We start from the raw sequence: 25,615 nt of genomic DNA, 5'->3' as shown, positions 1-25,615 counted from the left end.
TCTGGGGAGGAACCTGTGCGTCACACCCGTACGTCCAAGAGCACCACCGTCACCGCTGCCACCGCCACCACTCTCGCGGCAACCCTCCTGCTCACCGCCTGCGGCTCCCGCGAAGAGGGCGACTCCTCCGGCGGTGACGGCACCACCACCGTCACCATCGGCTTCGACGCCCCGCTGTCGAAGGACCTCGCCGCCGTCGGCCTCGGCATGAAGAACTCCGCCGAACTCGCCGTGAAGAAGGCCAACGAGGACAAGACCGTCGACGGCGTCACCTTCGAGCTCGTCGCCAAGGACGACCAGGCCACGCCCAACATCGGCCAGCAGAACGCCGCCGCGTTCGTCGCCGACGACAGCGTGATCGGCGTCGTCGGCGCCTACAACTCCTCCGTCTCCGCCGCCATGGTCTCCACCCTGCGCGACGCCCGGATGGTGCAGGTGTCCGGCGCCAACACCGCCGCCGCCCTCACCCAGGGCGCCGACTACGAGACCGCCCCGAAGCGGGAGTACGACAACTACTTCCGCACCATCAGCACCGACGCGGTCGCCGCCCCCGTCATGGCGGAGTACTTCTTCACCGACCTGAAGATCAAGAAGCTGGCGACGGTCGACGACAAGAAGACCTACGGCGTCGGCATCGTGGACAACTTCACCGACGCCTACAAGAAGCTCGGCGGCAAGGTCGTCGTCCACCAGTCCCTCAACCCCGACGAGGCCGACTACGCGGCCGTCGTCAACAGCGTGAAGTCCTCCGGCGCGCAGGGCGTCTTCTACGGCGGCGAGTACCCGCAGGCCGGCTCCCTGAAGAAGCAGCTCGCCGCGGCCGGGTTCGACGGCCCGCTCGGCGGCGGCGACGCCGTCAAGGACGACGAACTCGTCTCCATCGCCGGCGCCGCGGCCGCCGAGGGCACCTACGCCCACTCCGACGGCGCCCCGATCGACAAGCTCGACTCCGCCGACGACTTCATCACCGCCTACGACGGCGCCGGCTACAAGCAGCCCTACGGCGTCTTCGGCGCCTACGTCTACGACGCCACCACTGCCCTCATCCAGGCGGTCAAGGCGGCCGTCGAGGGCAACGACGGCAAGGTCGGGAACATCACCGAGCTGCGCCCGAAGGTCGTCGAGGCCATGCAGGACGTCACCTTCGACGGCGCCACCGGCAAGGTCGGCTTCGACGAGTACGGGGACAGCGTCAACCAGGTCATCAGCGTCAACGGGGTCCGGGACGGCAAGTGGGTCAACGGCATCAAGGTCGTCACGGTCGAGGACTGACCGCCCGCCCCGCCGCACCGAACGAAGGACACCCGAGGTGACCCTCACCGACCTGCTCCAACTGCTCACGGACGGCCTCGTCCTCGGCACGATGTACGGCCTGATCGCCGTGGGCTACACGATGGTCTACGGCATCCTCCAGATCATCAACTTCGCCCACGGCGAGATCTTCATGCTCGGCGGCTTCGGCGCCCTGTTCGTCTACGCCTGGACCCCCGCGCTGCGCGACATCTCGCTGTGGGCCGCGCTGCCGGTCCTGCTGATCGCCGCGGTCCTCGTCTCCGTGGCCACGGCGGTCGCCGCCGAACGGTTCGCCTACCGGCCGCTGCGCAACGCCCCCCGGCTCGCCCCGCTGATCACCGCGATCGGCCTGTCCCTCTTCCTCCAGCAGGTCGTCTTCAACTTCTTCACCCTGCCCGGCCGGTCGATGGGCGTCTCCGCCCCCGTCCCCTTCCCGCAACTCCCCGGCACACCCCTGCACTTCGGGTCGGTCACCGTCTCCCATGCCGCGATCCTGACCGTCGTCGTCGCGGCGGCGGCCATGGTCGCCCTGACGTACTTCGTCAAGCGCACCCGCACCGGACGCGCCATGCAGGCCACCGCGCAGGACCCGAAGACCGCCCGTCTCATGGGCATCGACACCGACCGGATCATCGTCATCGCCTTCGTCATCGGGGCCGTCCTCGCCGCCGTCGCCTGCGTCACCCAGGGCCTCAGACTCGGCACCGTCTCCTACAACATGGGCTTCATCGCCGGCCTCAAGGGCTTCACCGCCGCCGTCCTCGGCGGCATCGGCAACATCCAGGGCGCCATGCTCGGCGGCATCGTCCTCGGCGTCGCCGAGTCCCTCGCCTCCGGTGCCCTCCCGCACCTGCCCGCCCTGCACATGTTCGGCGGCGCCGTCTGGAAGGACGTCTGGGCCTTCGTGATCCTCATCGTCGTGCTGCTGGTACGGCCCCAGGGCCTCCTCGGCGAACGCATAGCGGACCGGGCGTGAGGGGGACGACGGCCATGACACGCGTACTGAACGCCACCGCCGCCCGGACCCTCACCGTCCTCGGCACCGCCCTGACCCTGCTCTCCCCGTTCCTGCCCTGGACGTGGACCTCCGCCTACCCGGGCAACCTCACCCTCTACGGCTACCCGGGCGGCAGCCAGACCGTCACCCTGGCCTGCGGACTCCTCGCGGCGCTCTTCACCGCGGCCGTCCTCGGCCTGTGGACGCCCCGGGCCGGCGCCGTCCGCGCCCTGCGCGCGGCCTCCCTCGCCGCGCTCACCGCCACCTGGGTCACCGTCGTCGCCATCACCGTCGAACTCGGCGGCACCGTCCACCTCGAACCCGGCGCCTGGCTCGCCGCCGTCGCCGTCCTGCTCCTCGCGGCCGGCGCGCACAGCCTGCCCGACGACACCGCGGCGGACCCGCCACCGGCCCGTACCCTGCCCGCACCGGCCGAGATCGCCCTGATCACCGCGGTGTTCCTCGCCGCGATGTTCGTCCTGGCGTACGGCATCACCACCGAGTCCGCCCAGGACTTCCTGGCCTTCCTGCCCGCCGCCGGGTTCGGCGCCCGCGCGCTCGCGGTGAGCGGCCTGACCGGCCGGATCACCGCGATGAACGCTCGCCACCGCACCGCCGCAGCCGTCGCCGCGTTCGCCGCCGCGCTGGTCTTCCCCTTCACCCAGACCGGCGACCAGTACACGGCGATCGCCGACAACATCCTGGTCTTCGCGACCGTCGCGCTCGGCCTGAACATCGTCGTCGGCCTGGTCGGCCTCCTCGACCTCGGCTACGTCGCCTTCCTGGGCACCGGCGCCTACACCGCCGCCCTCGTCTCCGGGTCGACGTTCTCCACCTTCGGCGTCGGCCCCTGGCCGTTCTGGGCGGTCGCCCTGCTCGGCATGGCCGTCTCCCTGGTCGCCGGACTCGTCATCGGCGCCCCCACCCTGCGGCTGCACGGCGACTACCTCGCCATCGTCACCCTCGGCTTCGGCGAGATCTTCCGCATCACCGTCAACAACCTCGACGGCACCTCGGGCCCGCTGGTCACCAACGGCCCCAACGGCATCAACTCCGTGCCCAACCTGGTGATCCTCGGCTTCGACCTCGGCGAGCCGCACACCCTCCTCGGCGTCCAGTTCGGCCGGTTCGCCAACTACTACCTGCTGCTCCTCGTCGTCGTCGCGATCGTCGTCTTCGTCTACGCGCGGATGGGCGACTCCCGGATCGGCCGGGCCTGGATCGCGCTGCGCGAGGACGAGAAGGCCGCCACCGCCATGGGCATCGAGGGGTTCCGCTACAAACTCCTCGCCTTCGGCCTCGGCGCCTCCCTGGCCGGCCTCGCGGGCACGGTCATGGCCCACCTCCAGACCAACGCAGTCCCCGAGAACTACAAGTTCGCCGACACCGCCCCGCCCAACTCCGCGTTCCTGCTGGCCGCCGTCGTGCTCGGCGGTATGGGCACCATCTCCGGGCCGCTGGTCGGCGCGGCGCTGCTCTACCTGATCCCGGCGAAGTTCGAGTTCTTCGCCCAGTACCAGATGATGCTCTTCGGCCTGGCGCTGATCCTCATGATGCGGTTCCGCCCCGAGGGACTCGTCCCCGACCGGAAGCACCAGCTGGAGTTCCACGACGAGGTGAGAACCGCATGAACCCCGAAGTGCCGGTCCTCGACGCGCGCGGTGTCACCATGCGCTTCGGCGGCCTCACCGCCGTCGACGGCGTCGACCTCACCGTCGGCCAGGGCGAGATCGTCGGCCTGATCGGCCCCAACGGCGCCGGCAAGACGACCTTCTTCAACTGCCTCACCGGCCTCTACGTCCCCACCGAGGGCGAGGTGCGGCTGGACGGCACCCCGCTGCCGCCCCGCCCCGCCAAGGTCACCCGCGCCGGCATCGCCCGCACCTTCCAGAACATCCGCCTCTTCGCCAACATGACGGCGCTGGAGAACGTGATCGTCGGCCGTCACACCCGCACCCGGGCGGGGTTCCTGGCGGCCCTCGGCCACGGCCCCCGCTACCGCCGCGAGGAACGCGAGTCCCGGCAGCGGGCGCGGGAACTCCTGGACTTCGTCGGCCTCGGCACGGTCTCCCGCCATCTCGCCCGCAACCTCTCCTACGGTGCCCAGCGCCGCCTGGAGATCGCCCGCGCCCTCGCCAGCGAACCGAGACTGCTCCTCCTGGACGAGCCGACGGCCGGGATGAACCCGCAGGAGACCCGCGAGACCGAGACCCTCGTGCACGCCGTCCGCGACCAGGGCATCGCCGTCCTCGTCATCGAGCACGACATGCGCTTCATCATGAACCTCTGCGACCGGGTCGCCGTCCTCGTGCAGGGCGCCAAGCTCACCGAGGGCGCCCCCGCCGCCGTACAGGCCGACGAACGGGTGGTGGAGGCGTACCTCGGCGCACCCGACGACGAACCCGACCAGGACGGACCCGCCGGGGACGGGGCCGACCAGGACGAGCCCGACCAGGACGAACCCGCCCAGGAGAACCCGAAGGAGACGACGGCGTGAGCGCCCTGCTGGAAGTCGAGGACCTGCGCGTCGCCTACGGCAAGGTCGAGGCCGTCAAGGGCGTCTCCTTCACCGTGGAGGAGGGCCAGGTCGTCACCCTCATCGGCGTCAACGGCGCCGGCAAGACCACCACCCTGCACACCCTCAGCGGACTGCTGCCGCCCGCCGCGGGCCGGGTCCGCTTCGACGGAGCGGAGCTGACCGGCGTACCCGCGCACCGGATCGTCTCCCTCGGCCTCGCCCACTCGCCGGAGGGCCGGCACATCTTCCCCCGGCTCACGGTCGAGGAGAACCTGCTGCTGGGCGCGTACCTGCGCGGCAAGGCCCCCGACATCGCCGACGACGTGGAACGCGTCTACACCCTCTTCGAACGGCTCCGCGAGCGCCGTCTCCAGGCCGCCGGCACCCTCTCCGGCGGCGAGCAGCAGATGCTCGCCATGGGCCGGGCCCTGATGTGCCGCCCCCGGCTGCTGATGCTGGACGAGCCCTCCATGGGCCTCTCGCCGATCATGATGAAGAAGATCATGGCGACGGTCGCCGAGCTGAAGAGCACCGGCACCACCATCCTGCTGGTCGAGCAGAACGCCCGCGCCGCCCTCGCCCTCGCCGACCACGGCCACGTCATGGAGACCGGCCGGATCGTGCTCTCTGGCACCGGCGCGGACCTGCTGCACGACGAGAGCGTCCGCAAGGCGTACCTCGGCGAGGAGTGATCCGTGTCCGGTGCGAGACACATGTTGTCCGACCGGACAGCGCAGGCCCCCGATCTCTGTCCTCCTGTACGGGAACCACGTCCTCACCTGCGGCTTAGCGTTCACCCGTCATTCGCACGAGCACGTCCCCGGGAGTGAAGAGCAGGCATGAGCACCACCGCACCAGCCACGGCCGGCGAGGCCGTCACCGCCGAGACACCCGGGGGCATGCGCCGCATCGCCACGGCCAGCTTCATCGGCACGGCCATCGAGTTCTACGACTACTACATCTACGGGACGGCCTCCGCGCTCGTCCTCAACGAGGTCTTCTTCCCCGAGCTGTCCGACACGGCCGGCACCCTCGCCACCCTGTCCACCTTCGCCGTCGGCTTCGCGGCCCGCCCGCTCGGCGCCGCGATCTTCGGCCACTACGGCGACCGCGTCGGCCGCAAGGCCGTCCTCGTCGTGTCGCTGCTGATGATGGGCCTGTCCAGCGGCCTGATCGGCCTGCTCCCCGGCTACGACACCCTCGGCCTGCTCGCCCCGGTGCTGCTGGTCCTGCTCCGCCTGATCCAGGGCCTCGGCCTCGGCGGCGAGTGGGGCGGCGCGGCCCTGCTCGCGGTGGAGCACGCCCCGAAGAACAAGCGCGGCCTGTACGCGGCGGCCCCGCAGATGGGCTCCCCGGTCGGCTACTTCTTCGCCACCCTGACCTTCCTGGCGATGTCCGCGTGGCTGCCCGACGACGCGTTCGAGAGCTGGGGCTGGCGCATACCGTTCCTGATCTCCTTCGCGCTGGTCGCCGTCGGCCTGGTGATCCGGCTGAAGATCGCCGAGTCGCCGTCCTTCGCGAAGGTGCAGGCCGACAAGGAGGAGGCCAAGGCGCCGCTCCTGGAGGCGTTCCGCAAGCACCCCAAGGAGATGCTGCTCGGCGCGGGCATGATCACCGTGGTGTACGTGATGTTCTACACGGCCGCCACCTACTGCATGACGTACACGACCGACGACCTCGGCATCCCGAAGAACACCATGCTGGGCCTGACCCTGGTCGCGGTCACCGTCCTCGGCGTCTCCACCTGGCTGGTCGCCCGCTGGTCCGACGTCATCGGCCGGCGCAAGCTGATCATCGCCGGTGCCGCGTTCGGCGTGGTCTGGGGCGCGGTGCTCTTCCCGCTGCTCGACACCAGGAACAACGTGCTGATCGCCGTGGCGCTCAGCGGCGCACTGCTCTGCATGGGCATCATCTACGGCCCCGCCGGCGCCTACATGCCCGAGCTGTTCAGCACCAAGCTGCGCTACTCCGGCGCCGGGTTCTCCTACAACCTCGGCGGCGTCCTCGGCGGCGCGGCTGCCCCGCTGGTGGTCACCGCCCTCGCCGAGAGCTACAGCCCGTCCGTCGGCGGCTGGTTCATGAGCGCCATGGCCCTGCTGTCGCTGGTGTGCATCCTCGCCCTGCCGGAGACCCGGGGACGGGACCTCGACACCATCTGACCGTCCGCACCGCGTCCGGATGCCGATCACGCCCGAGTAGAAGACGGGAGGCGTGGTAGGCGGGAGAGATGAGTGGGTGCCACACCGGTTCCGTGGCGGACCGGTGTGGCGCGCTCGGTCGGTAATCGAGCGATTTTACCCACCCGTAACGACGTGTAAGCGTCCGGCGGCCATAATTCTTTCCCCTAACGGGCTGAAGTTTTGTTGATCGCGGGTCAGTTGGCCGCCCGGCCGTCCTACCCTTCAGAGGGTGAAGCAATTGATGTCACTGGAGTCCGAAGCCGACGTTCCCGGGGAAGCGGCGCTCCCCGGCACCCTGCCGGAGGCGCTGCGGGCGGAGCTGATCGCCTTCCGCCGCGATCTGCACATGCACCCCGAACTCGCCAACCAGGAGTTCCGCACCACCGCCGCGATCAAGGCGCGGCTGGAGCGCGCCGGCCTGGAACCGCGGGTCCTGCCGGGCGGAACGGGCCTCCTCTGTGACATCGGCGGGGTCCCGGGGCGGCCGGACGGCCCCACCCGGCTCGCGCTGCGGGCCGACATCGACGCCCTGCCCATCCCCGACGTCAAGAACGCCTGCGCCTACCGCTCGACCGTGCCCGACCGCGCGCACGCCTGCGGCCACGACGTCCACACCACCGTCGTCCTGGGCACCGGACTGGTCCTCGCCGGGCTGGCGGAGCGGGGCCTGCTGCCCCGCCCGGTGCGGCTGATCTTCCAGCCCGCCGAGGAGGTGCTGCCCGGCGGTGCCGACGACGTCATCGCGGCCGGGGCGCTGGAGGGCGTGCACCGCATCCTCGCCGTGCACTGCGACCCCCGGGTGGACGCCGGCCGGATCGGGCTGCGCGAGGGCCCCATCACCTCGGCCTGCGACCGGGTGGAGATCGCCCTGGACGGCCCCGGCGGCCACACCGCCCGGCCGCACCTCACCACCGACCTGGTCACCGCCGCCGCGCGGGTCGCCACCGACGCGCCCGCGCTGATCGCCCGGCGCGTGGACAGCCGCAGCGGTCTCTCCCTGACCTGGGGCAGGATCGAGTCCGGCCACGCCGCCAACGTCATCCCGCAGCACGCCGAGCTGTCCGGGACGGTGCGCTGCCTCGCCCTGGACACCTGGCGGCAGGCGCCCGACGTGGTGGTCGCGGCCATCGACGAGATCGCCAACCTGCACCGCGCCAAGTCCGAGATCACCTATGTACGGGGCGTCCCACCGGTCGTCAACGAGGTGACCAGTGTCGAACTGCTCCAGACCGCCATGGTCGCCCGGCGCGGCACGGACTCCGTGGAGTCCACCGAGCAGAGCCTGGGCGGCGAGGACTTCTCCTGGTACCTGGAGCGGGTGCCCGGCGCCATGGCCCGGCTCGGTGTCCGCCCGCCCGGCGAGCGCGCGGTGCGCGACCTGCACCAGGGCGACTTCGACGTGGACGAGCACGCCATCACGGTCGGCGTGGAACTGTTCACCGCCGCCGCCCTGATCGACACCGCTCCCTGAGCCCTCCCGGGCGCCCGGCACCCCTTTCCGCCCCGTTCGAGCCGGTGGTTCACAGGGTCGTAACCGGCCATCGGCACGAATGGATAACGTCCCCGCGGAACCCCGTTCCCACGGCTTTCTACGCGCGTTAATGTGCGCCGAACCAGGCCCCGGCGATGGGGTGTTGGAGAAATGGGGAGCTTCGAATGCGTCGGATTCCGAGACTGACCAGTGCCGTGGTGGGGGCCGCGTCGCTCGCCCTCGCCGTCACGGCCTGCGGCGGCACCAGCAGCGAGGACGGCGGCGACAGCGGCGCCTCCAAGGAGGACCTGGGCCTGGCCATCGCGTACGACATCGGCGGCAAGGGCGACCAGTCCTTCAACGACGCCGCCTACGCGGGCCTCACGCAGGCGAAGAAGAAGTACGGCTACAAGACCGCCGACATCGAGCCCACCGAGGGCGAGACCGACGCCGACAAGGAACAGCGGCTCGCCTCGCTCGCCAAGCAGGGGTACAACCCGGTGATCGGCGTCGGCTTCGCCTACGGCCCCGCCATGGAGGCCGTGGCCAAGGACTACCCGGACGTCACCTTCGGGATCGTCGACTCCGTGGTCGAGGGCAAGAACGTCGCCTCCCTGGTCTTCGCGGAGAACGAGGCGTCCTACCTCGCGGGCGTCGCCGCGGCCAAGGCCACCACGTCCAAGACGGTCGGCTTCGTCGGTGGTGTCGACGTACCGCTCATCCACAAGTTCGAGGCCGGCTACAAGCAGGGCGTCGCGGACACCGACCCCAAGGTCAAGGTCGTCTCGCAGTACCTCACGCAGACGGCGGAGGAGGGCGGGTTCTCCAGTCCCGACAAGGGCAAGGCCGCCGCCGAGGGCCAGATCGAGAAGAAGGCCGACGTCGTCTACCAGGCGGCGGGCCTGTCCGGGCAGGGCGTGATCGAGGCCGCCGCCGCGGCCAAGGTGTGGGCGATCGGCGTCGACTCCGACCAGTACGAGCAGGAGGCCCTCGCCGCCTACAAGGACTCGATCCTGACCTCCGCGCTCAAGGACATCGACGGCGCGGTGCTCGCGCTCGCGGAGTCGGTGGAGGACGGCGAGCCGCTCAGCGGCACCCGCACCTTCGACCTGAAGTCCGACGGCGTGGGCCTGTCCGAGTCCAACCCGGAGTTCGCCGAGGTCGCCGGGCTCAAGGACGCCGTGGCCAAGGCCAAGGAGGGCATCGTGAGCGGCTCGATCAAGGTCCGCACCGAGCCGTAAGCCGGGGCGCGCGAGCGAACCGTCATCCGCGTAACATGCCCGAAACGTCCGCTCGCCGAAAGGCGGGCGGACGTCACCCACCGCCATCCTCCGGTTGCACCCGGGAAGGGTCGCGACCCCGTTGCTCACGGGCGGATAACAAGGTGGACAGAAGGGGTTTTCAGGCAGGTCTACGCGCGTTAATCTGCGGCGAACCCAGCGCCGCAACCGAACCCCTTCCGGCGCTTGTACGACAGGAGCACCACACATGCGCCGGATTTCCCGGATCACGGTCGCAGGCGCAGCGACCGCCTCTCTGGCCCTCGCCCTCGCCGCCTGCGGTGGTACCTCGACCTCTTCCGGCTCCTCGGAGTCCAAGGGCGACAAGGGCCTCGCGATCGCGTACGACGTGGGCGGCAAGGGCGACCAGTCCTTCAACGACGCGGCCTTCGCGGGCCTGGAGCAGGCGAAGAAGGAATTCAAGTACGAGACGGCCGACATCGAGCCCACCGACGGTGAGACCGACGCCGACAAGCAGCAGCGCCTGGAGTCCCTCGCCAAGCAGGGCTACAACCCGATCGTGGGCGTCGGCTACGCGTACGCGGCGGCCGTGAAGGGCGCGGCGGAGGACTTCCCCGACGTCACCTTCGGCATCGTCGACGACTCCACCATCGAGGCGGACAACGTCGCGGACCTGGTCTTCTCCGAGGAGCAGGCCTCCTACCTGGCGGGCGTCGCCGCGGCGAAGTCCACCAAGTCCAACGTGGTCGGCTTCGTCGGCGGTGTCGACAACCCGCTGATCCACAAGTTCCAGGCGGGCTACGAGCAGGGTGTCACGGACACCAACCCCAAGGCCAAGGTCATCTCGCAGTTCCTGACCCAGACGGCCGAGGAGGGCGGGTTCTCCAGCCCCGACAAGGGCAAGAGCGCCGCCGAGGGCCAGATCGAGAAGAAGGCCGACGTCGTCTACGCCGCGGCCGGTCTCTCCGGTCAGGGTGTCATCGAGGCCGCCGCCGCCAACAAGGTGTGGGCGATCGGCGTCGACTCCGACCAGTACAAGCAGGAAGCGCTCGCCAAGTACAAGGACTCGATCCTGACCTCGGCGATGAAGGACGTGGCCAAGGCGGTCTACAACCTGGCGAAGTCGGTCGAGGACGGCAAGCCGGCGACCGGTATCGTTCAGGGCGATCTGAAGACCGGTGAGGTGAGCCTGTCGGACTCCAACCCGAAGTTCGCGGACGACACCGAACTCCAGAAGGCCATCGAGGCGGCCAAGGAGAAGATCATCAGCGGCGACATCAAGGTCAAGAGCAGCTGACCCCGGCAACACCCGCACCGTGCCACCGCGGTAGCGCCACCGCTCGGCGGGGCGCGGGGAGGGGCCCTCGGGTCCCCTCCCCGTGCCCCGCCGGGGCAGGTGCGCCACCGCTTTCGATGCCGTAGGGGCGCTACGCGCGTAGACGACCCCCGTCCCCAGGAGAGTGCGCCATCAACGCGTCCAGCAGCCCTCCGGCCTCGGCAGCGGCGGGCGGTCAGGTGACCGCCGTCGAGCTAGCCGGGATCACCAAGCGATTCCCGGGCGTCGTGGCCAACCACGACATCCACCTCACCGTCCACAAGGGCACCGTGCACGCCCTCGTCGGCGAGAACGGCGCCGGCAAGTCGACGCTGATGAAGATCCTCTACGGCATGCAGAAGCCGGACGAGGGCACCGTCGCGATCGACGGCGAGCAGGTCACCTTCTCCTCGCCGGCCGACGCCATCGCCCGCGGCATCGGCATGGTCCACCAGCACTTCATGCTCGCCGACAACCTCACGGTCCTGGAGAACGTGGTCCTCGGCAGCGAGAAGCTGTACGGCATCGGCGGGAAGGCCCGCCGGAAGATCAAGGAGATCTCCGAGCGCTACGGCCTCGACGTCCGCCCCGACATCCTGGTCGAGGAGCTGGGCGTCGCCGCCCGCCAGCGCGTGGAGATCCTCAAGGTCCTCTACCGCGGCGCCACCACCCTGATCCTCGACGAGCCCACCGCGGTCCTCGTGCCGCAGGAGGTCGACGCGCTCTTCGACAACCTGCGCGAGCTGAAGTCCGAGGGCCTCTCGGTCATCTTCATCTCTCACAAGCTGGGCGAGGTCCTGTCGGTCGCCGACGAGATCACCGTCATCCGGCGCGGCACCACCGTCGGCACGGCCGTCCCCGCCGAGACGACGCCCCGCCAGCTCGCCGAGATGATGGTCGGCAGCGAACTGCCCACCCCCGAGACCGCCGAGTCCACGGTCACCGACCGCCCCGTCCTCGGCGTCGAGGGGCTCTGCCTGGCCGCGCCCGGCGGCAAGGCCCTCCTCGACGAGGTCACCTTCACCATCCACGCCGGCGAGGTCCTGGGCATCGCGGGCGTCGAGGGCAACGGCCAGACCGAACTGGTCGACGCGCTCATCGGCCTGCGCCACGCGGACTCCGGCACCATACGGCTGGCCGACGAGGAGATCACCGCCTGGACGACGCGCAAGCGCCGTGAGCAGGGCGTCGGCTACATCCCCGAGGACCGCCACCGCCACGGCCTGCTCCTGGAGGCGCCCCTCTGGGAGAACCGCATCCTCGGCCACGTCACCGAGAAGCCCAACGCCAAGGGCGTCTGGCTCGACCCCAAGGCCGCCCAGGACGACACCCGCCGGATCGTGGAGACGTACGACGTCCGCACCCCCGGCATCGACGTCACCGCGGCCTCGCTCTCCGGCGGCAACCAGCAGAAGCTGATCGTCGGCCGCGAGATGAGCCACAAGCCGCGCTTCCTCATCGCCGCCCACCCCACCCGCGGCGTGGACGTCGGCGCGCAGGCCGCGATCTGGGACCACATCCGCGAGGCCCGCCGCGAGGGCCTCGCCGTGCTGCTGATCTCCGCCGACCTCGACGAGCTGATCGGCCTGTCCGACACCCTCCGGGTCATCTACGACGGCAAGCTCGTCGCCGACGCCGACCCGGCGACCATCACCCCCGAGGAACTCGGCTCGGCGATGACGGGCGCGGCCTCCGGGCACCTGGAGCACACAGAAGGCGACGAGCCCGGGACCTCCGGGAAGGACGAGACCCGCTGATGAAGAAGTTCGACAAGGAGCGCGTGCTCCTCGCGGTGGCCGGACCGGTCATCGCGCTCGCCGTGGCCTTCGTCCTGAGCGCGATCGTCCTGGTCGCCTCCGGCAAGAACCCCGTAGAGCCGTTCGCCCTGATGTTCGAGCAGGCCGGGTTCTCCGACGTCCAGGTCCTGATCGTCAACCAGGCGTCGATGTACTACATCGCCGCCCTCGCGGTCGCCATCGGCTTCCGGATGAACCTGTTCAACATCGGCGTCGACGGCCAGTACCAGCTCGCCGCCATGATGGCCGCCGTCGTCGGCGCGCACGTCGCCCTCCCCGGCGTCCTCCAGATCCCGCTCCTCCTCCTGACCGCCGTCCTCACCGGCGCCTTCTGGTCCGGCATCGCCGGTGTCCTGAAGGTCACCCGGGGCGTCAGCGAGGTCGTCGCGTCGATCATGCTGAACTCCATCGCCACCGCCCTCATCGTCTACCTGTGGCGGCCGGACGTCTTCGGCGTCAAGGTCGGCAACAACAACACCACCGGCGAGATGCACGACTCCGGCTGGATCCCCGGCATCGACATGGGCGCGGCCGGCGAGATCTACGGCCTCGTCGTCCTCGCCGTCCTCCTCGGCATCGGCTACTGGATCGTCCTGAACCGCACCCGGTTCGGCTTCGACCTGCGCGCCTCCGGCGCCTCCGAGACCGCCGCCGCGGCCAGCGGAGTCAGCCCCAGGCGGATGGTCCTCACCGCGATGCTCCTCTCCGGTGGCCTCGCGGGCCTCGCGGGCCTGCCGCTCCTGCTCGGCGACTCCCACACGTACAACCTCAACTTCCCCACCGGCATCGGCTTCCTCGCCATCGGCATCGCCCTCCTCGGCCGCAACAGCCCCGTCGGCATCGCCTTTGCCGCCCTGCTCTGGGCCTGGCTCGACAAGGCCTCGCCCGAGCTGGACTTCCACGGGTACGACAAGGAGATCGCGGTCATCATGCAGGGCCTGATCGTCCTCTCGGTCGTCGTCTCCTACGAGGCCGTCCGCGAGTGGGGCCTGCGCCGCCAGCAGCGCCGGGTCGGCGCCGAACTGGCCGCCGGTCACGTCCTGGGCGCCACCGACAACACGGACAAGGAGGTGGCGGCCCGATGACCACCGCAACGGACGTCAACCAGCCGACGCTTCAGCCCGCGGCCCCCACCGGCCGCCGTATGTCCCTGCCCGTGCTCCTGCTGGTCATCGCCGGCGGACTGGCGCTGACCTCACTGGTCCGCATCATCACCGGCGCCGACGGCATCACCAACGTCAGCCAGATGTCCACCGCCCTCCAGCTCGCCGTGCCGATCGGCCTCGCCGGTCTCGGCGGCCTCTGGGCCGAGCGCGCGGGCGTCGTCAACATCGGCCTCGAAGGCATGATGATCCTCGGCACCTGGTTCGGTGCCTGGGCCGGTTTCCAGTGGGGTCCGTGGACCGGCGTCCTCGTCGGCATCGTCGGCGGCGCGCTCGGCGGTCTGCTGCACGCCGTCGTCACCGTCACCTTCAACGTCAACCACATCGTCTCCGGTGTGGCCCTCAACATCCTCGCCCTCGGCGCCACCCGCTACCTCGCCCCGCTCGCCTTCGAGGGCCACCAGGGCGGCTCCGCCAAGCAGTCCCCGCCGGTCGAGTCGCTCGGCCACTTCACGATCCCCGGCCTCTCCGACGGACTGAAGTCCCTCAACGAGCACGGCTGGTTCCTGATCTCGGACATCGCCGGCCTGCTCGGCGGCCTGGTCACCGACGTCTCCTGGCTGACCCTGATCGCGGTGGCCCTGATCCCCGCCACCTGGTGGATCCTCTGGCGGACCCCCTTCGGCCTCCGCCTCCGCTCCTGCGGCGAGAACCCCGTCGCCGCCGAGTCCCTCGGCGTCAACGTCTACAAGTACAAGTACCTCGCCGTGATCATCTCCGGCGGTCTCGCCGGACTCGGCGGCGTCTTCCTCTCCATCGTCGCCAACCCCTTCTACCTGGAGGGCCAGACCAGCGGCCGCGGCTACATCGGCCTCGCGGCGATGATCTTCGGCAACTGGATGCCCGGCGGCCTCGCCATCGGCGCCGGCCTCTTCGGCTACACCGACAGCCTCAACCTGCGCGGCGGCTCCGCCAACGTGCACGCGCTGCTGCTCCTCGGCGCGCTGCTGCTGGTGGCGGGCGCCATCTGGCTGGTGATCCGCAAGAGCTACGTCAAGGCCGCGATCACCTTCGTGGTCGGCGCCCTCGTCTTCGCCTGGTACGCGGGCACGAACGAGGTCCCCAACCAGGTCGTCTCCGCCACGCCGTACGTCATCACCCTCGTCGTCCTCGCGCTCTCCGCGCAACGGCTGCGGATGCCGAAGGCCGACGGCATGCCCTACCGGAAGGGACAGGGCAAGTGACGGCCGACGTCGACTGGGACGCCCTGCTCACGGCCGCCCGGGACGCGATGTCCCGGGCGTACGCCCCCTACTCCGGTTACGCGGTCGGTGCCGCCGCCCTGGTCGACGACGGCCGCACGGTCACCGGCTGCAACGTGGAGAACGCCAGTTACGGGCTCGGCCTGTGCGCCGAGTGCGGACTGGTCTCCGCGCTGCTGAACACCGGCGGCGGCCGGCTGACGCACTTCGCGTGCGTCGACGGGGCGGGCGAGGACCTCGTCCCGTGCGGCCGCTGCCGCCAGCTGCTCCACGAGTTCGGCGGCCCCGACCTGCTGCTCCGCACCCCGGCGGGGGTCCTCCCCCTCTCGGCGATGCTCCCGCAGGCCTTCGGCCCCGACCACCTCACGAAGTAAGGAACACCCGGCATGGACGTCATCTCCGTCATCCGCACCAAGCGGGACCGCGACGAACTCAGCGACGCTCAGATCGACTGGGTCATCGACGCGTACACCCGCGGGGAGGTGGCGGACGAACAGATGTCGGCGCTGGCCATGGCGATCCTCCTCAACGGCATGAACCGCCGCGAGATCGCCCGCTGGACGGCGGCGATGATCGCGTCGGGCGAGCGGATGGACTTCGCGTCGCTGTCCCGCCCGACGGCGGACAAGCACTCGACGGGCGGCGTCGGCGACAAGATCACCCTGCCGCTGGCACCGCTGGTCGCCGCGTGCGGGGCGGCCGTCCCGCAGCTCAGCGGCCGGGGCCTCGGTCACACCGGCGGCACCCTGGACAAGCTGGAGTCCATCCCCGGCTGGCGCGCGCTCCTCTCCAACGAGGAGATGCTCGACGTCCTCGGCACGACCGGCGCGGTGATCTGCGCGGCGGGCGACGGCCTGGCCCCGGCCGACAAGAAGCTGTACGCGCTGCGCGACGTGACGGGCACGGTGGAGGCGATCCCGCTGATCGCCTCGTCCATCATGTCGAAGAAGATCGCGGAGGGTACGGGCTCCCTGGTCCTGGATGTGAAGGCGGGCAGCGGTGCCTTCATGAAGACGGTGGAGGACGCGCGGGAACTGGCGTCGACGATGGTCGGCCTGGGCACCGACCACGGCGTCCGGACGGTCGCCCTCATCACGGACATGTCCACCCCGCTGGGCCTGACGGCCGGCAACGCCCTGGAGGTCCGCGAGTCGGTGGAGGTCCTGGCCGGCGGCGGCCCCTCCGACGTCGTCGAACTCACCCTCGCCCTGGCCCGCGAGATGCTGGACGCGGCGGGCCTGAAGGACGCCGACCCGGCGAAGGCGCTGGCCGACGGCTCGGCGATGGACGTGTGGCGCCGCATGATCGCGGCGCAGGGCGGCGACCCGGACGCGCCGCTGCCGACGTCGAAGGAACAGCACGTGGTCAAGGCCGCCGCCTCCGGTGTCCTCACCCGCCTGGACGCCTACGACATCGGCGTCGCCGCCTGGCGCCTGGGCGCGGGCCGCGCCCGCAAGGAGGACCCGGTGCAGGCGGCGGCGGGCGTGGAACTCCACGCCAAGCCGGGCGACGAGGTGGTGGAGGGCCAGCCCCTCCTGACCCTCCACACGGACACGCCGGAGCGGTTCGCGTACGCGCTGGAGGCGGTGGAGGGCTCGTACTCCGTCGCGGCCCCGAAGACGGCGTTCACGGCGTCGCCGGTGGTGCTGGAGCGTATTGCCTGACCTGGGCTTTCCTCGGGGCTCCCCGTATGGGTGAACGGGATCGGCGGACCTGCGCCGGTCCCGTTCGGCGTGCTCTCGTGGGAGCGTCCGTATGCTGGTCGAGTAGCGCCTGGCGAGGCCCACCGGGGCTTCAGGTCGGACATGGAGGTGAGAGGGAATGAGCGTTGCCAGCGATCACACCGGACCGTGGACCGTCGCTGACGTCCTGGCCCTGCCCGAGGACCGCACGACTCGCCACGAGCTGTTCGGGGAGTCCCTCGTGATGTCCCCCGCGCCGGGCATCCGGCACCAGCGGGCCTCGCTCCGGCTCGCCATGCTCATGCATGCGGCGGCCAAGGCTGCGGGGGCGCCGGTCGAGGTGCTGGAGGCCGTCAATGTCATCCTGCCCTCCGGCCTGGTGGTCCCCGATCTCGTGGTGACCGATGCGGGCGCGACAGCCGAGGACGGAGTCAGCGTCGATGCCGAAGGCGTGCAGCTCGTGATCGAGCTGGTCTCTCCCGGCAACAGCACCATGGACCGCAAGGTCAAGCCCATGCTGTACGCGGAGGCTGCCATCCCGCACTTCTGGCGGCTTGAGTTCGCCCCCGCGCCCATGCTCATCACCTACGAGCTGGAGAACGGCCGGTACGCGGAGCGGACGACCGCGCTCGCGGGCGCGACCACCCACCTGGCCATCCCCTTCCCCCTCGCGATCGACCCCGCCGAACTGACCCGGCAGTGACCACCCGGAGCGGCGGCTGACTCACCCCAGCACCGCCGCGATCACCACCAGCACCGGCACCGCCACCACTGTCGACACCAGCACCACATCCCGGGCGAGCCGCTCGCCCACCCGGTACGCCGACGCGTACGTGTACATGTTCTGCGCGGTCGGCAGGGCCGAGGTCACGACGACGTCGAGGAGCCGGTGGCCCCGGAGGCCGAAGACGGCCGCCGCCAGCACCCAGGCCACCGCCGGCTGGGCCGCCGCCTTCAGGACCACCGCCAGCAGCACCGGGTGCCGGTCGGCGCCCTGGAACGGCATCGCGCTGCCGCGCAGGGAGATACCGAAGGCCATCAGGACCGCCGGGACGGACATGTTGCCGATCAGGGTCAGCGGGTCCAGCACCGGCCCCGGTATCCGCAGCCCGCACGCGGAGACGGCGACCCCGGCCAGCGAGGCCACGGCGATCGGGTTCCGCAGCGGACTGAGCAGCTTCCACCACAGCGGACCGGTACGCCCCTCCCCGCCGGTCAGATCCAGCACCGTCAGGCCGACCGGCGCGACGACGAGGAGCTGGAACAGCAGCACCGGCGCGACGAGCGAGGCGTCGCCGAGGACGTAGACGGCGATGGGGATACCGAGGTTGCCGGAGTTGACGTACCCGGAGCACAGGGCGCCGATCGTGGTCCGGCCGACGCCCCAGTGCCGGGTGACACCGACCGCGACGAAGACACCGGCCACGGCCGCCGTACTGAGCGCCGTGACCAGAAGGCTGCTGGAGAAGACGACGGAGAGGTCGGCCTGCGCGCAGGTGGTGAAGAGCAGCGCGGGCGACGCCACGTGGAAGGCGAGTTTCGTGAGGACCTCACGGCCCTGGTCGCCGAGGTAACCGCGCAGACCGAGCAGATACCCCACCCCGATCACGACCGCGATGACCGCGAACCCGTTCAGCACCCCTTGCACGGCACCTCCCGGGCGACGAGGAGGAGCGGGACCGTACGGGGCGGAGATATGTGGGGCATACAGCAAACCCTCTGCCGCGAAGCACGCGCAGGTCAATGTGGATCTGATCCGTCGCGGAGGCGGGGGGACGGGCGTCCCTCGCCCGGCCGGCCCGGAACGGAGCGATGAGTTCCGGGCCGGGCCGGGGTCTAGTGGACGTGGATGCCGTGACCCCCGCAGTACTCGTGCTCCCGGGACCGGTCTCGAAGGAGACCCTGCCCCGGCTCTGTGACGACGTGCGCGCACTCATCGCCACCACCCGGGCCGGGGTGGTCGTCTGCGACGTCGGCGGGGTCGGACCGCCGACGCTCGCCACCATCGACGTACTGGCGCGGATGCAGCTCGCCGCGATCCGCGCCGGGGGCCGGGTCAGGCTGCGCGGCCCGGGGCCGGAGCTGCGCGCCCTGATCGGCCTAGTCGGCCTCCGCTTCGAGGTGGAGGGGGAGGCCGAACAGCGGGAACCACCGCTTGGTGTCGAGGAAGCAGTGGAACCCGGTGATCCGGCCGTCTGAGATCTCCAGGACCTGGATCGCCCACGGCGAGAAGCCGCCCGCCTCCGGGTCCGGCTTGTAGTGCGCGAAGGCCGGCAGCCCGTTGGCCGCCACCGGCACCAGCCGCGAGCCCGCGCAGGACGCGCCGATCGTCGTCATGAAGCCCGTGATGTCCGACGGACCCGCCAGCCACAGGTCGAACGGCGGCATCGTCATGACCGCGTCCTCGTGCAGCAGCGCGGTGAGAGCCGTCATGTCGTAGCCCTCGAAGGCCGCCACGTAGCGGTCGAGGAGCTTCTGCTGCTCCTCGTCCAAGGGGTCCGACACCGCGCCCGCGGCCCCCTGGTCAGCGCGCTCCGCGAGGGTCGCGCGGGCCCGTTGCAGCGCGCTGTTCACCGACGCCACCGACGTGCCGAGCAGCTCGGCGACCTCGCTGGCCCGCCAGGCCAGCACCTCACGCAGGATGAGCACCGCCCGCTGCTTGGGCGGGAGGTTCTGCAACGCGGCCATGAAGGCCAGTCGTACCGACTCCTTGGCCACCGCGGCCTCCGCCGGGTCGTCGGTCGTGGGCAGCATCCGGGCGTCCGGCATCGGCTCCAGCCAGGTGTTGTCCGGACGGGGGGCCAGGGCGGCCTGGGCGAGGGGGGTCGACTCGGACAGGTCCACGGGGCGGGCCCGCTTGTTGCCCGCGGTCAGCATGTCCAGGCAGACGTTGGTCGCGATGCGGTAGAGCCAGGAGCGGAGACTGGACCGGCCCTCGAACTTGTCGTAGCTCCGCCAGGCGCGGACCAGGGTGTCCTGGACCGCGTCCTCCGCCTCGAAGGAGGAGCCGAGCATCCGGTAGCAGTATCCGGTCAGCTCGACCCGGTGCTTCTCCAGCGCGGAGTCCAGCTCCGCCGTCGCCGTGCCGTCGGTCATCGTCCACCCACCCCTGTGGCCCGCTGCCGGACGCGTCTTCGCGCCCTACCCTTCGGAAGCTACAGGAGGCCACTGACAATGGCCCGGGGAGTAGGAGAACCCGCAGGCCGGCGAGGGGCGCTCAGGCCGTCGCCGGTATCTCGGCGGCCTGCCTGCGCGCCGCCCGCGTACCGGCCAGCGTGACCGCCACGACCCCCGCCATCGCCAGCAGCCCGACCCCGACCGTCCCGGTCCAGCCCCCGGAGTGGAAGGCGACCGCGCCCACCGTGCTGCCGACGCTGGAACCGATGTAGTACGCCGACTGGTACAGCGCCGACGCCTGCGCGCGGCCGTGCGTCGCCGTCCTGCTGACCGCCGCCGACGCCACCGAGTGCCCCGCGAAGAAACCCGCCGTGATGAGGACCAGGCCCAGGAGGACCAGGGGGAGCGAATCGGCCAGGGACAGCAGCAGGCCCGCCGCCGTCGTGCCGCCGCCCAGGTACAGCGCGCCGCGCCGCCCCAGCCGGCCCACCAGCCGCCCCGACATCGACGCCGACACCGTACCGACCAGGTAGACCAGGAAGACCGAGCCGACGATGCCCTGGGGGAGGGAGAACGGGGCGTCCGTCAGCCGGTAGCCGATCACCGTGTAGACCCCGCCGAACACCGTCATGAACAGCGCGCCGATCGCGTACAGGCGGCGCAGCAGCGGGTTGGAGAGATGGTCCCGCACCGTTCCCGCGAGGACGCGCGGGCGCAGCGAGCCCGCCGTGAAGTGCCGGGGCCTCGGGATCAGCATCCGGAACGCCACCGCGCACGCCACCGCCAGCAGGCCGATCACCCCGACGGCCACCCGCCAGCCCCACTCCTGCGCGACCCAGCCGGTGATGACCCGGCCGCTCATGCCGCCGACGCTGTTGCCCGCCACGAACAGGCCGATCGCCGTGACCAGCGCCTTCGGCGTGACCTCCTCCGCGAGGTACGCCTGCGCGGAGGCCGGCAGCCCGGCCAGCGCCGCGCCCTGTACGGCCCGCAGCGCGACCAGCGTTGGGAGCGACGGCGCGAACGGCACCAGCAGCCCCACGGTCACCGCGACCGCGAGGGACGCCGTCATGACCGTACGGCGTCCGAACCGTTCGGAGAGCGCGCTCATCGGCAGGACGAAGACCGCCAGGCCGCCGGTCGCGGCGGCCACCGTCCAGCTCGCGTCGCTCGCGCTCACCCCGAGGTCGCCGGAGATCAGCGGCAGCAGTGCCTGGGTGGAGTAGAGAAGGGCGAAGGTCGCCACGCCCGCGAGGAACAGGGCGAGGCTCATCCGGCGATATCCGGGCCCGCCCGGAGTCATACGCGTGTCAGTACGAGTCTCGGAAGGGGCTGGGACGGAGACGGCGGCGCCCACGGTGGTGGACGCCCCGGTATCGGCGGGAGTCATGTCACCGAACGTACGGACCCCTCACTCATCCGTCCAATGCATGGAACGTCCATAATCGTTCCCATGGCGCATGAGTCGAGTTCAGAGGTGTGGCTGTCACGGGACAGTGACACGGAAGACATCGTCACGCTGCTCGCGCCACGCCTCGCGCACTTCGCCGGCGTGGCCCGCACCGAGCACGTCACCCGCGCCGCCCAGGAGATGAACGTCCCCCAGTCGACGCTCTCCCGGGCCGTCGTCCGCCTCGAACACGACCTGGGCGTCGACCTGTTCGCCCGGCACGGCCGCACCCTCTCCCTCACCCCCGCCGGGCACACCTTCCTGGCCTCCGTCGAACGGGCCCTCGCCGAGATCGAGCGGGCCGCCGACGCGGTCCGCGCCGACGCCGACCGCACCACCGGCAAGGTCGCCTTCGGGTTCCTGCACACCATGGGCGCGGAGACGGTCCCCGGCCTGATCCACGCCTTCCGAGCCGACCACCCCCGGATCCGCTTCAGCCTGGTCCAGAACTACGGCGAGGCCATGCTGGAGCGGCTGCGCGCCGGTGAACTCGACCTCTGCCTCACCTCACCGGTCCCCGACGCGCCCGACCTCGTCGCCCGCCGCCTTGACGAGCAGCGGCTCCGGCTCGTCGTCCCCGCCGACCACCGGCTCGCGGCCCGCCGCCGGATCAAGCTCGCCGAGGCCGCCGACGAGACGTTCGTGACCCTGGAACCCGGCTACGGCCTGCGCCGCATCACCGACGCCGTCTGCGCGGAGGCGGGCTTCCGCCCCCGGGTGGCCTTCGAGGGCGAGGAGGCGGAGACCCTGCGGGGCCTGGTCGCGGCGGGCCTGGGCGTGGCCCTCCTCCCGCCCCCGGCCGTGCCCCGCCCGGGAGTCGTGGAACTGACGGTCACGGCCCCACGAGCGGTCCGCGAGATCGGCGTGGCCTGGATGAAGGGCAGACAGGATCCCCCTCCGGTGGCGGCGTTCAAGCAGTTCCTCCTGTCGAAGAGGGGCCACCTACTGCCGGATTGAGGGGCAGCGCCCCGAAAAGGCGCGCGGGGAACCGCGCGACCAGCCACGACGGCGTCGCGGATACACGCCTCACCGCCTGATCGTCCCCCCGAACCCCACAGCCAGCGGCATCCGCAGCCCCAACGGCGGCGGAGCCGCCAACGCGTCCTCCACCGGCCGTGCGAAAGAACGGCCGAACAACGCCCCCAGCACGAAGTCCTCCGCCAGCGCCGCGACCTCGTCGCGGTAGTGCCGCAGCGCGTGCCCCTCGGAGTGCACCTCGAACCGGCACACGTCCCGGTTGGCCTTCTTCGCCCGCGCCGCCAGCCGGAAGGACAGCTCCGGGTCGCACCGCCCGTCGTCCGTGCCGTGCACGATCAGCACCCGGCGCCCGGACAGCTGTTTCACCGGTTCGGGCGGCGCGGCCACGTCCTCCTCCGGCAGCCAGGGGGCGATCGCCAGTACGGAGTTGACGGCCTCGTGGCCGCCCGCCCGCAGCGCCGCCCGGCCGCCCATGCCGACGCCGACCAGGCAGACCGGGACGTCCCCGTACCGCCGTACCGCCTCGGCGGCGGCCCACTCGGCGTCCCGGGCGAGATGGGCCTCGCTGCCGTTCCAGCCGCGGTAGCGGTAGTGCACGACGTGCGCGGCCAGCCCCTCGTCGCGGCCCGACCGGGTCAGCCTGCGTCCCAGTGAGCGGACGGACGCGGTCGCCAGCAGGGGGGACGGCCTGCGGCTGGAGACCTCGTCACCCGCGGGGAGCAGTACCGCCACTCCGCTCACCGCCGTCACCTGCGGACCGAGCGCCCGCCCCAGCCGTGCCTCGCGCACCGGCGTCGCTTGTTGTGCCATGGCAAAACAGTGTCAGAAGAGCGGGTGTCCGCCATCCGTACGTGCGGTCACCGTTATGTATCGGCCGCCGCGGCAGCGGCCTGCGGCGGCCGGGGTCATTCCGCGCTCTCCGGGAGGCCGCGGAGGTGGTCGACGAAGCGCCGGTAGGCCGCCGGATCCGTTCGACTGCTCGACAGCTGTGCCTCCGCGGTGTTCAGTTCATCGCTGAGCGCGCTCTTCTTCAGGTAGCCGCGCAGGTGGCCGCCGCCGATCCACCGGTCGAGGTTCTTGGTGGCGGCGGCCTCGTCGCTGAGCCTGCCCATCCGGTCGTTCGCCTGAGTGTCCTTCAGGACCCGTGCCGCGGCCTTGAACTCGGGCTGGCCGGGGACCGCGCCCTCCCGGTCGTGGTCCCGGCTGACGGCGGCGAGGGCGGTCCGGTCCGTCGGCGCGATACCGGCGTGCTTGTACAGCGAGTCCCTGAACGCCCTGCTCTGTTTCTGGCCGATGCTCTCGTACAGGATGGTCTTGCCGGCCGACAGCGCCTCCGAGGTGCTCTGGTTGCCGGTCGTCATCATGATCGGCTCGCTGGCCTTGATCATCGTGATCATGTCGTCGTGCGGGACCCCGCTGGTCGTGATCCAGTGCATGGTCTTGCCCTGGCCCCCGGTCGCCACGTCGGTGGACTTCACCTGTGAGGTCTGGAGGTCCACCTCCACCAGCCGGACCTTGGACACCCCGAGTCCGGCGAGCGTGGCCGCCACGGACGCGTCGACGGTCGGCTTGGCCTTGGGCGTGGACTGGACGACGTGCACGTCGTGGCTGCTGCCGTGCTCCACCTCGGCCACCGTGAGCGCGAACCGCTGGGCGCTCTTGTTGGAGTAGGCGAAGTACAGCCGGGATCCGGCGGACGCGGCGAAGTCCCGGGCTGTCCGTTCCTGCTCCGGCGGGAAGAGCGCGGTGATCAGTTCCTTGGACTTCAGGGCCTCGAGATGGTCCAGCCGGGCGGCTCGCTTCTCCCGCTCATCGGTCTTGGCGTCCTGCTCCTTCTTGTAGGCCCGCAGACCGGCGTGGAAGGTGATGCCCGCCTCGTGCTCCTCCAGTCCCGTGGTGTGCAGGGCGCTGCGGCCCTGGGCCCCCGCCGGGAGCGGCTCGTCACGGGCGTACTCGTTCATCGCGGAGACTTCGCTGCCCCACTTGCCGACGCTCTCCTGGAACGGCTTGGTGGAGCCCAGTTGCGGCGCGACGACCACGTCGGTGGGGCCCGCGCCGGGAGCGAGGGCCGGTGCGTCGGGGAACATGCCGCCGAGCACGGTGTACGGATGGCCGAACTGCTCGAAGAAGTCCGGATGCTTCTTGAGGTACCGGTTTCCCTTGTGGGTCATCAGCGAGATGTCGTTCTTGTTCTCCCCGCTCACCGGGAAGTTCTCGCGCAGGGCGTCGGCGGTCTTGACCCCGAGCATCAGGTCGCCCTTGCCGTTGGCCTCGTCGGTGTAGACCGTGATGGGCGCCCGGCCGGTCCATTCGAGGCAGCTGTAGAGCTGGTTGAGGTACTTCTGCAGGAGAGCGTCGGAGTTCTGTGCGGACGCCATGGAGGCGGCCATCTTCTCGAACACGTCGCCCGTCAGCCGGCTTGAGCCCCGGCTGCGCAGATACCTGCCGGGCGTCTGCAACTCCGCGTCCAGCCCTTTCCGGGCAGCCTCGGTGTTTCCCTTGAAGTCACCCTCCGAGGTGCGCAGGGAGTCGCGTTCCGCGCGTTCCCCGGCCGGCGCCTGGACGGGTGCGGGCGCCGGCGCCGAGGAGGCCCGTTCCCCTGCCCCGACGGACACGGCCGTGCCGGGCCGGACCGGCCGCGGGGGGACGGGAGGCGGCGGTGACTTCACGGCCGGACCGGGCGCCACGGGAATCCGGGTGGCCGGGGCGGCCGTGACCGATTCGGATGCCGCCGGGGTGGTCGTGACCGATTCGGACGCCGCCGGGGCGGCCGCCGACGCCGATGCCTCCGGGGCCGTCGCGGCCTCCCCCTGCTGCTGCGGCGCCCCGACCCCCAGCGCCGCCGCCAGGCCGGCGAGGGTGTCGTGGACCGCCGCGCCCCTGCGCGCGTCGTTCACCGTCCTGTACAGGAACCGCTCGTTCGGATAACGGCTCTTCAGCCGCGCCAGCACCTGATCGGTGCTGAGGCCGCTCAGCTCACCCGCGAACGCCCGCTGTACCGCCATGTTGCCCGCCGTGCTCTGGAGGGCGGTCACGGACGCGGGCAGCGGGCCCCGGGCGACCGGTCCGGGCGGTCGAGCCGTGACCGACCCGCGGTGTGGCCTCGTGCCGGACTTCTCCGGCCGCTCCTCGTGCGCGCGCATCGCCTGCTCCCTGGCGTCGGGCATATCGGGCCAGCCTTCCGCCCGGACGGGCGGCGGCGCAGCGGCCGC

22 protein-coding genes are annotated in these 25,615 nt (G+C 71.1%); 17 read left to right on the top strand and 5 right to left on the bottom strand.

What is annotated here, in order from left to right:
- The first annotated feature begins 15 nt into the window (after positions 1-15).
- From UW392_RS41230 to UW392_RS41160, 15 genes are all read left to right on the top strand, one after another.
- The gene (locus UW392_RS41230) at positions 16-1,272 is read left to right on the top strand and encodes a branched-chain amino acid ABC transporter substrate-binding protein (protein WP_320780405.1); all 1,257 of its coding nucleotides are present in this window, start codon (positions 16-18) and stop codon (positions 1,270-1,272) included.
- A gap of 91 nt (positions 1,273-1,363) precedes the next feature.
- The gene (locus UW392_RS41225) at positions 1,364-2,269 is read left to right on the top strand and encodes a branched-chain amino acid ABC transporter permease (RefSeq protein ID WP_414497136.1); all 906 of its coding nucleotides are present in this window, start codon (positions 1,364-1,366) and stop codon (positions 2,267-2,269) included.
- A gap of 14 nt (positions 2,270-2,283) precedes the next feature.
- Positions 2,284-3,921, top strand: coding sequence for an ABC transporter permease subunit (locus tag UW392_RS41220; RefSeq protein ID WP_320780403.1), 1,638 nt, complete (start codon positions 2,284-2,286; stop codon positions 3,919-3,921).
- Positions 3,918-4,787 (top strand): ABC transporter ATP-binding protein, encoded by an 870-nt coding sequence (locus UW392_RS41215; RefSeq protein ID WP_320780402.1) that lies wholly within the window; start codon positions 3,918-3,920, stop codon positions 4,785-4,787. Before UW392_RS41220 ends, UW392_RS41215 begins: the two co-directional genes overlap by 4 nt.
- The gene (locus tag UW392_RS41210) at positions 4,784-5,500 is read left to right on the top strand and encodes an ABC transporter ATP-binding protein (RefSeq protein ID WP_320780401.1); all 717 of its coding nucleotides are present in this window, start codon (positions 4,784-4,786) and stop codon (positions 5,498-5,500) included. Before UW392_RS41215 ends, UW392_RS41210 begins: the two co-directional genes overlap by 4 nt.
- A gap of 147 nt (positions 5,501-5,647) precedes the next feature.
- Entirely contained in the window at positions 5,648-6,967 is a 1,320-nt protein-coding gene (locus tag UW392_RS41205) for an MFS transporter (RefSeq protein WP_320780400.1), read from the top strand.
- A gap of 262 nt (positions 6,968-7,229) precedes the next feature.
- Positions 7,230-8,459, top strand: a complete 1,230-nt coding sequence (locus UW392_RS41200; RefSeq protein ID WP_320780432.1) for an amidohydrolase — start codon at positions 7,230-7,232, stop codon at positions 8,457-8,459.
- A gap of 185 nt (positions 8,460-8,644) precedes the next feature.
- On the top strand, positions 8,645-9,700 hold the full coding sequence (locus tag UW392_RS41195; protein WP_320780399.1) for a BMP family ABC transporter substrate-binding protein: 1,056 nt from the start codon (positions 8,645-8,647) through the stop codon (positions 9,698-9,700).
- Positions 9,701-9,947: 247 nt separating this feature from the next.
- The gene (locus tag UW392_RS41190; protein ID WP_320780398.1) at positions 9,948-10,997 is read left to right on the top strand and encodes a BMP family ABC transporter substrate-binding protein; all 1,050 of its coding nucleotides are present in this window, start codon (positions 9,948-9,950) and stop codon (positions 10,995-10,997) included.
- Between the two features lie 218 nt (positions 10,998-11,215).
- Positions 11,216-12,772 (top strand): ABC transporter ATP-binding protein, encoded by a 1,557-nt coding sequence (locus tag UW392_RS41185; protein ID WP_320780397.1) that lies wholly within the window; start codon positions 11,216-11,218, stop codon positions 12,770-12,772.
- A complete protein-coding gene (locus UW392_RS41180; protein ID WP_320780396.1) occupies positions 12,772-13,896 on the top strand; it encodes an ABC transporter permease in 1,125 nt (374 codons plus the stop codon). Before UW392_RS41185 ends, UW392_RS41180 begins: the two co-directional genes overlap by 1 nt.
- Positions 13,893-15,158 carry an ABC transporter permease gene (locus UW392_RS41175; protein ID WP_320780395.1) on the top strand — a complete coding sequence of 422 codons (1,266 nt, stop codon included), beginning with the start codon at positions 13,893-13,895 and terminating at the stop codon, positions 15,156-15,158. The genes UW392_RS41180 and UW392_RS41175 overlap by 4 nt, the downstream gene beginning before the upstream one ends.
- Positions 15,155-15,550 carry a cytidine deaminase gene (locus tag UW392_RS41170; RefSeq protein WP_320780394.1) on the top strand — a complete coding sequence of 132 codons (396 nt, stop codon included), beginning with the start codon at positions 15,155-15,157 and terminating at the stop codon, positions 15,548-15,550. The genes UW392_RS41175 and UW392_RS41170 overlap by 4 nt, the downstream gene beginning before the upstream one ends.
- A gap of 12 nt (positions 15,551-15,562) precedes the next feature.
- Complete coding sequence (locus UW392_RS41165; RefSeq protein WP_320780393.1) at positions 15,563-16,840, top strand: thymidine phosphorylase; 1,278 nt, start codon at positions 15,563-15,565, stop codon at positions 16,838-16,840.
- 157 nt (positions 16,841-16,997) lie between these two features.
- Positions 16,998-17,561: a Uma2 family endonuclease gene (locus tag UW392_RS41160; protein WP_320780392.1), complete on the top strand. Its 564-nt coding sequence runs from the start codon at positions 16,998-17,000 to the stop codon at positions 17,559-17,561.
- A gap of 21 nt (positions 17,562-17,582) precedes the next feature.
- On the opposite strand, the gene UW392_RS41155 is transcribed toward UW392_RS41160, so the two are convergent.
- Entirely contained in the window at positions 17,583-18,506 is a 924-nt protein-coding gene (locus tag UW392_RS41155; RefSeq protein WP_320780391.1) for an AEC family transporter, read from the bottom strand.
- Between the two features lie 164 nt (positions 18,507-18,670).
- Here UW392_RS41155 and UW392_RS41150 point away from each other — a divergent pair, with 164 nt between their 5' ends.
- Positions 18,671-19,057, top strand: a complete 387-nt coding sequence (locus tag UW392_RS41150) for an STAS domain-containing protein (protein ID WP_320780390.1) — start codon at positions 18,671-18,673, stop codon at positions 19,055-19,057.
- On the opposite strand, the gene UW392_RS41145 is transcribed toward UW392_RS41150, so the two are convergent.
- Both UW392_RS41145 and UW392_RS41140 read right to left on the bottom strand, forming a co-directional pair.
- Positions 18,959-19,954, bottom strand: a complete 996-nt coding sequence (locus tag UW392_RS41145) for a sigma-70 family RNA polymerase sigma factor (RefSeq protein WP_320780389.1) — start codon at positions 19,952-19,954, stop codon at positions 18,959-18,961. The two genes, UW392_RS41150 and UW392_RS41145, sit on opposite strands and share 99 nt — an antisense overlap.
- 121 nt (positions 19,955-20,075) lie before the next feature.
- Positions 20,076-21,365, bottom strand: coding sequence for an MFS transporter (locus UW392_RS41140; protein ID WP_320780388.1), 1,290 nt, complete (start codon positions 21,363-21,365; stop codon positions 20,076-20,078).
- Between the two features lie 63 nt (positions 21,366-21,428).
- Here UW392_RS41140 and UW392_RS41135 point away from each other — a divergent pair, with 63 nt between their 5' ends.
- Entirely contained in the window at positions 21,429-22,382 is a 954-nt protein-coding gene (locus UW392_RS41135; protein ID WP_320780387.1) for a LysR family transcriptional regulator, read from the top strand.
- A 69-nt stretch (positions 22,383-22,451) separates the two neighbouring features.
- Here the strand turns inward: UW392_RS41135 and UW392_RS41130 are convergent, their stop codons facing one another.
- Both UW392_RS41130 and UW392_RS41125 read right to left on the bottom strand, forming a co-directional pair.
- Positions 22,452-23,213 (bottom strand): alpha/beta hydrolase, encoded by a 762-nt coding sequence (locus tag UW392_RS41130; protein ID WP_320780386.1) that lies wholly within the window; start codon positions 23,211-23,213, stop codon positions 22,452-22,454.
- Positions 23,214-23,308: 95 nt separating this feature from the next.
- Positions 23,309-25,570 carry a hypothetical protein gene (locus tag UW392_RS41125; RefSeq protein ID WP_320780385.1) on the bottom strand — a complete coding sequence of 754 codons (2,262 nt, stop codon included), beginning with the start codon at positions 25,568-25,570 and terminating at the stop codon, positions 23,309-23,311.
- Between the last annotated feature and the right edge of the window lie 45 nt (positions 25,571-25,615).

The organism is Streptomyces sp. CRN 30, from assembly GCF_034105845.1.
This window is presented reverse-complemented; position numbering and strand designations above follow the sequence as displayed.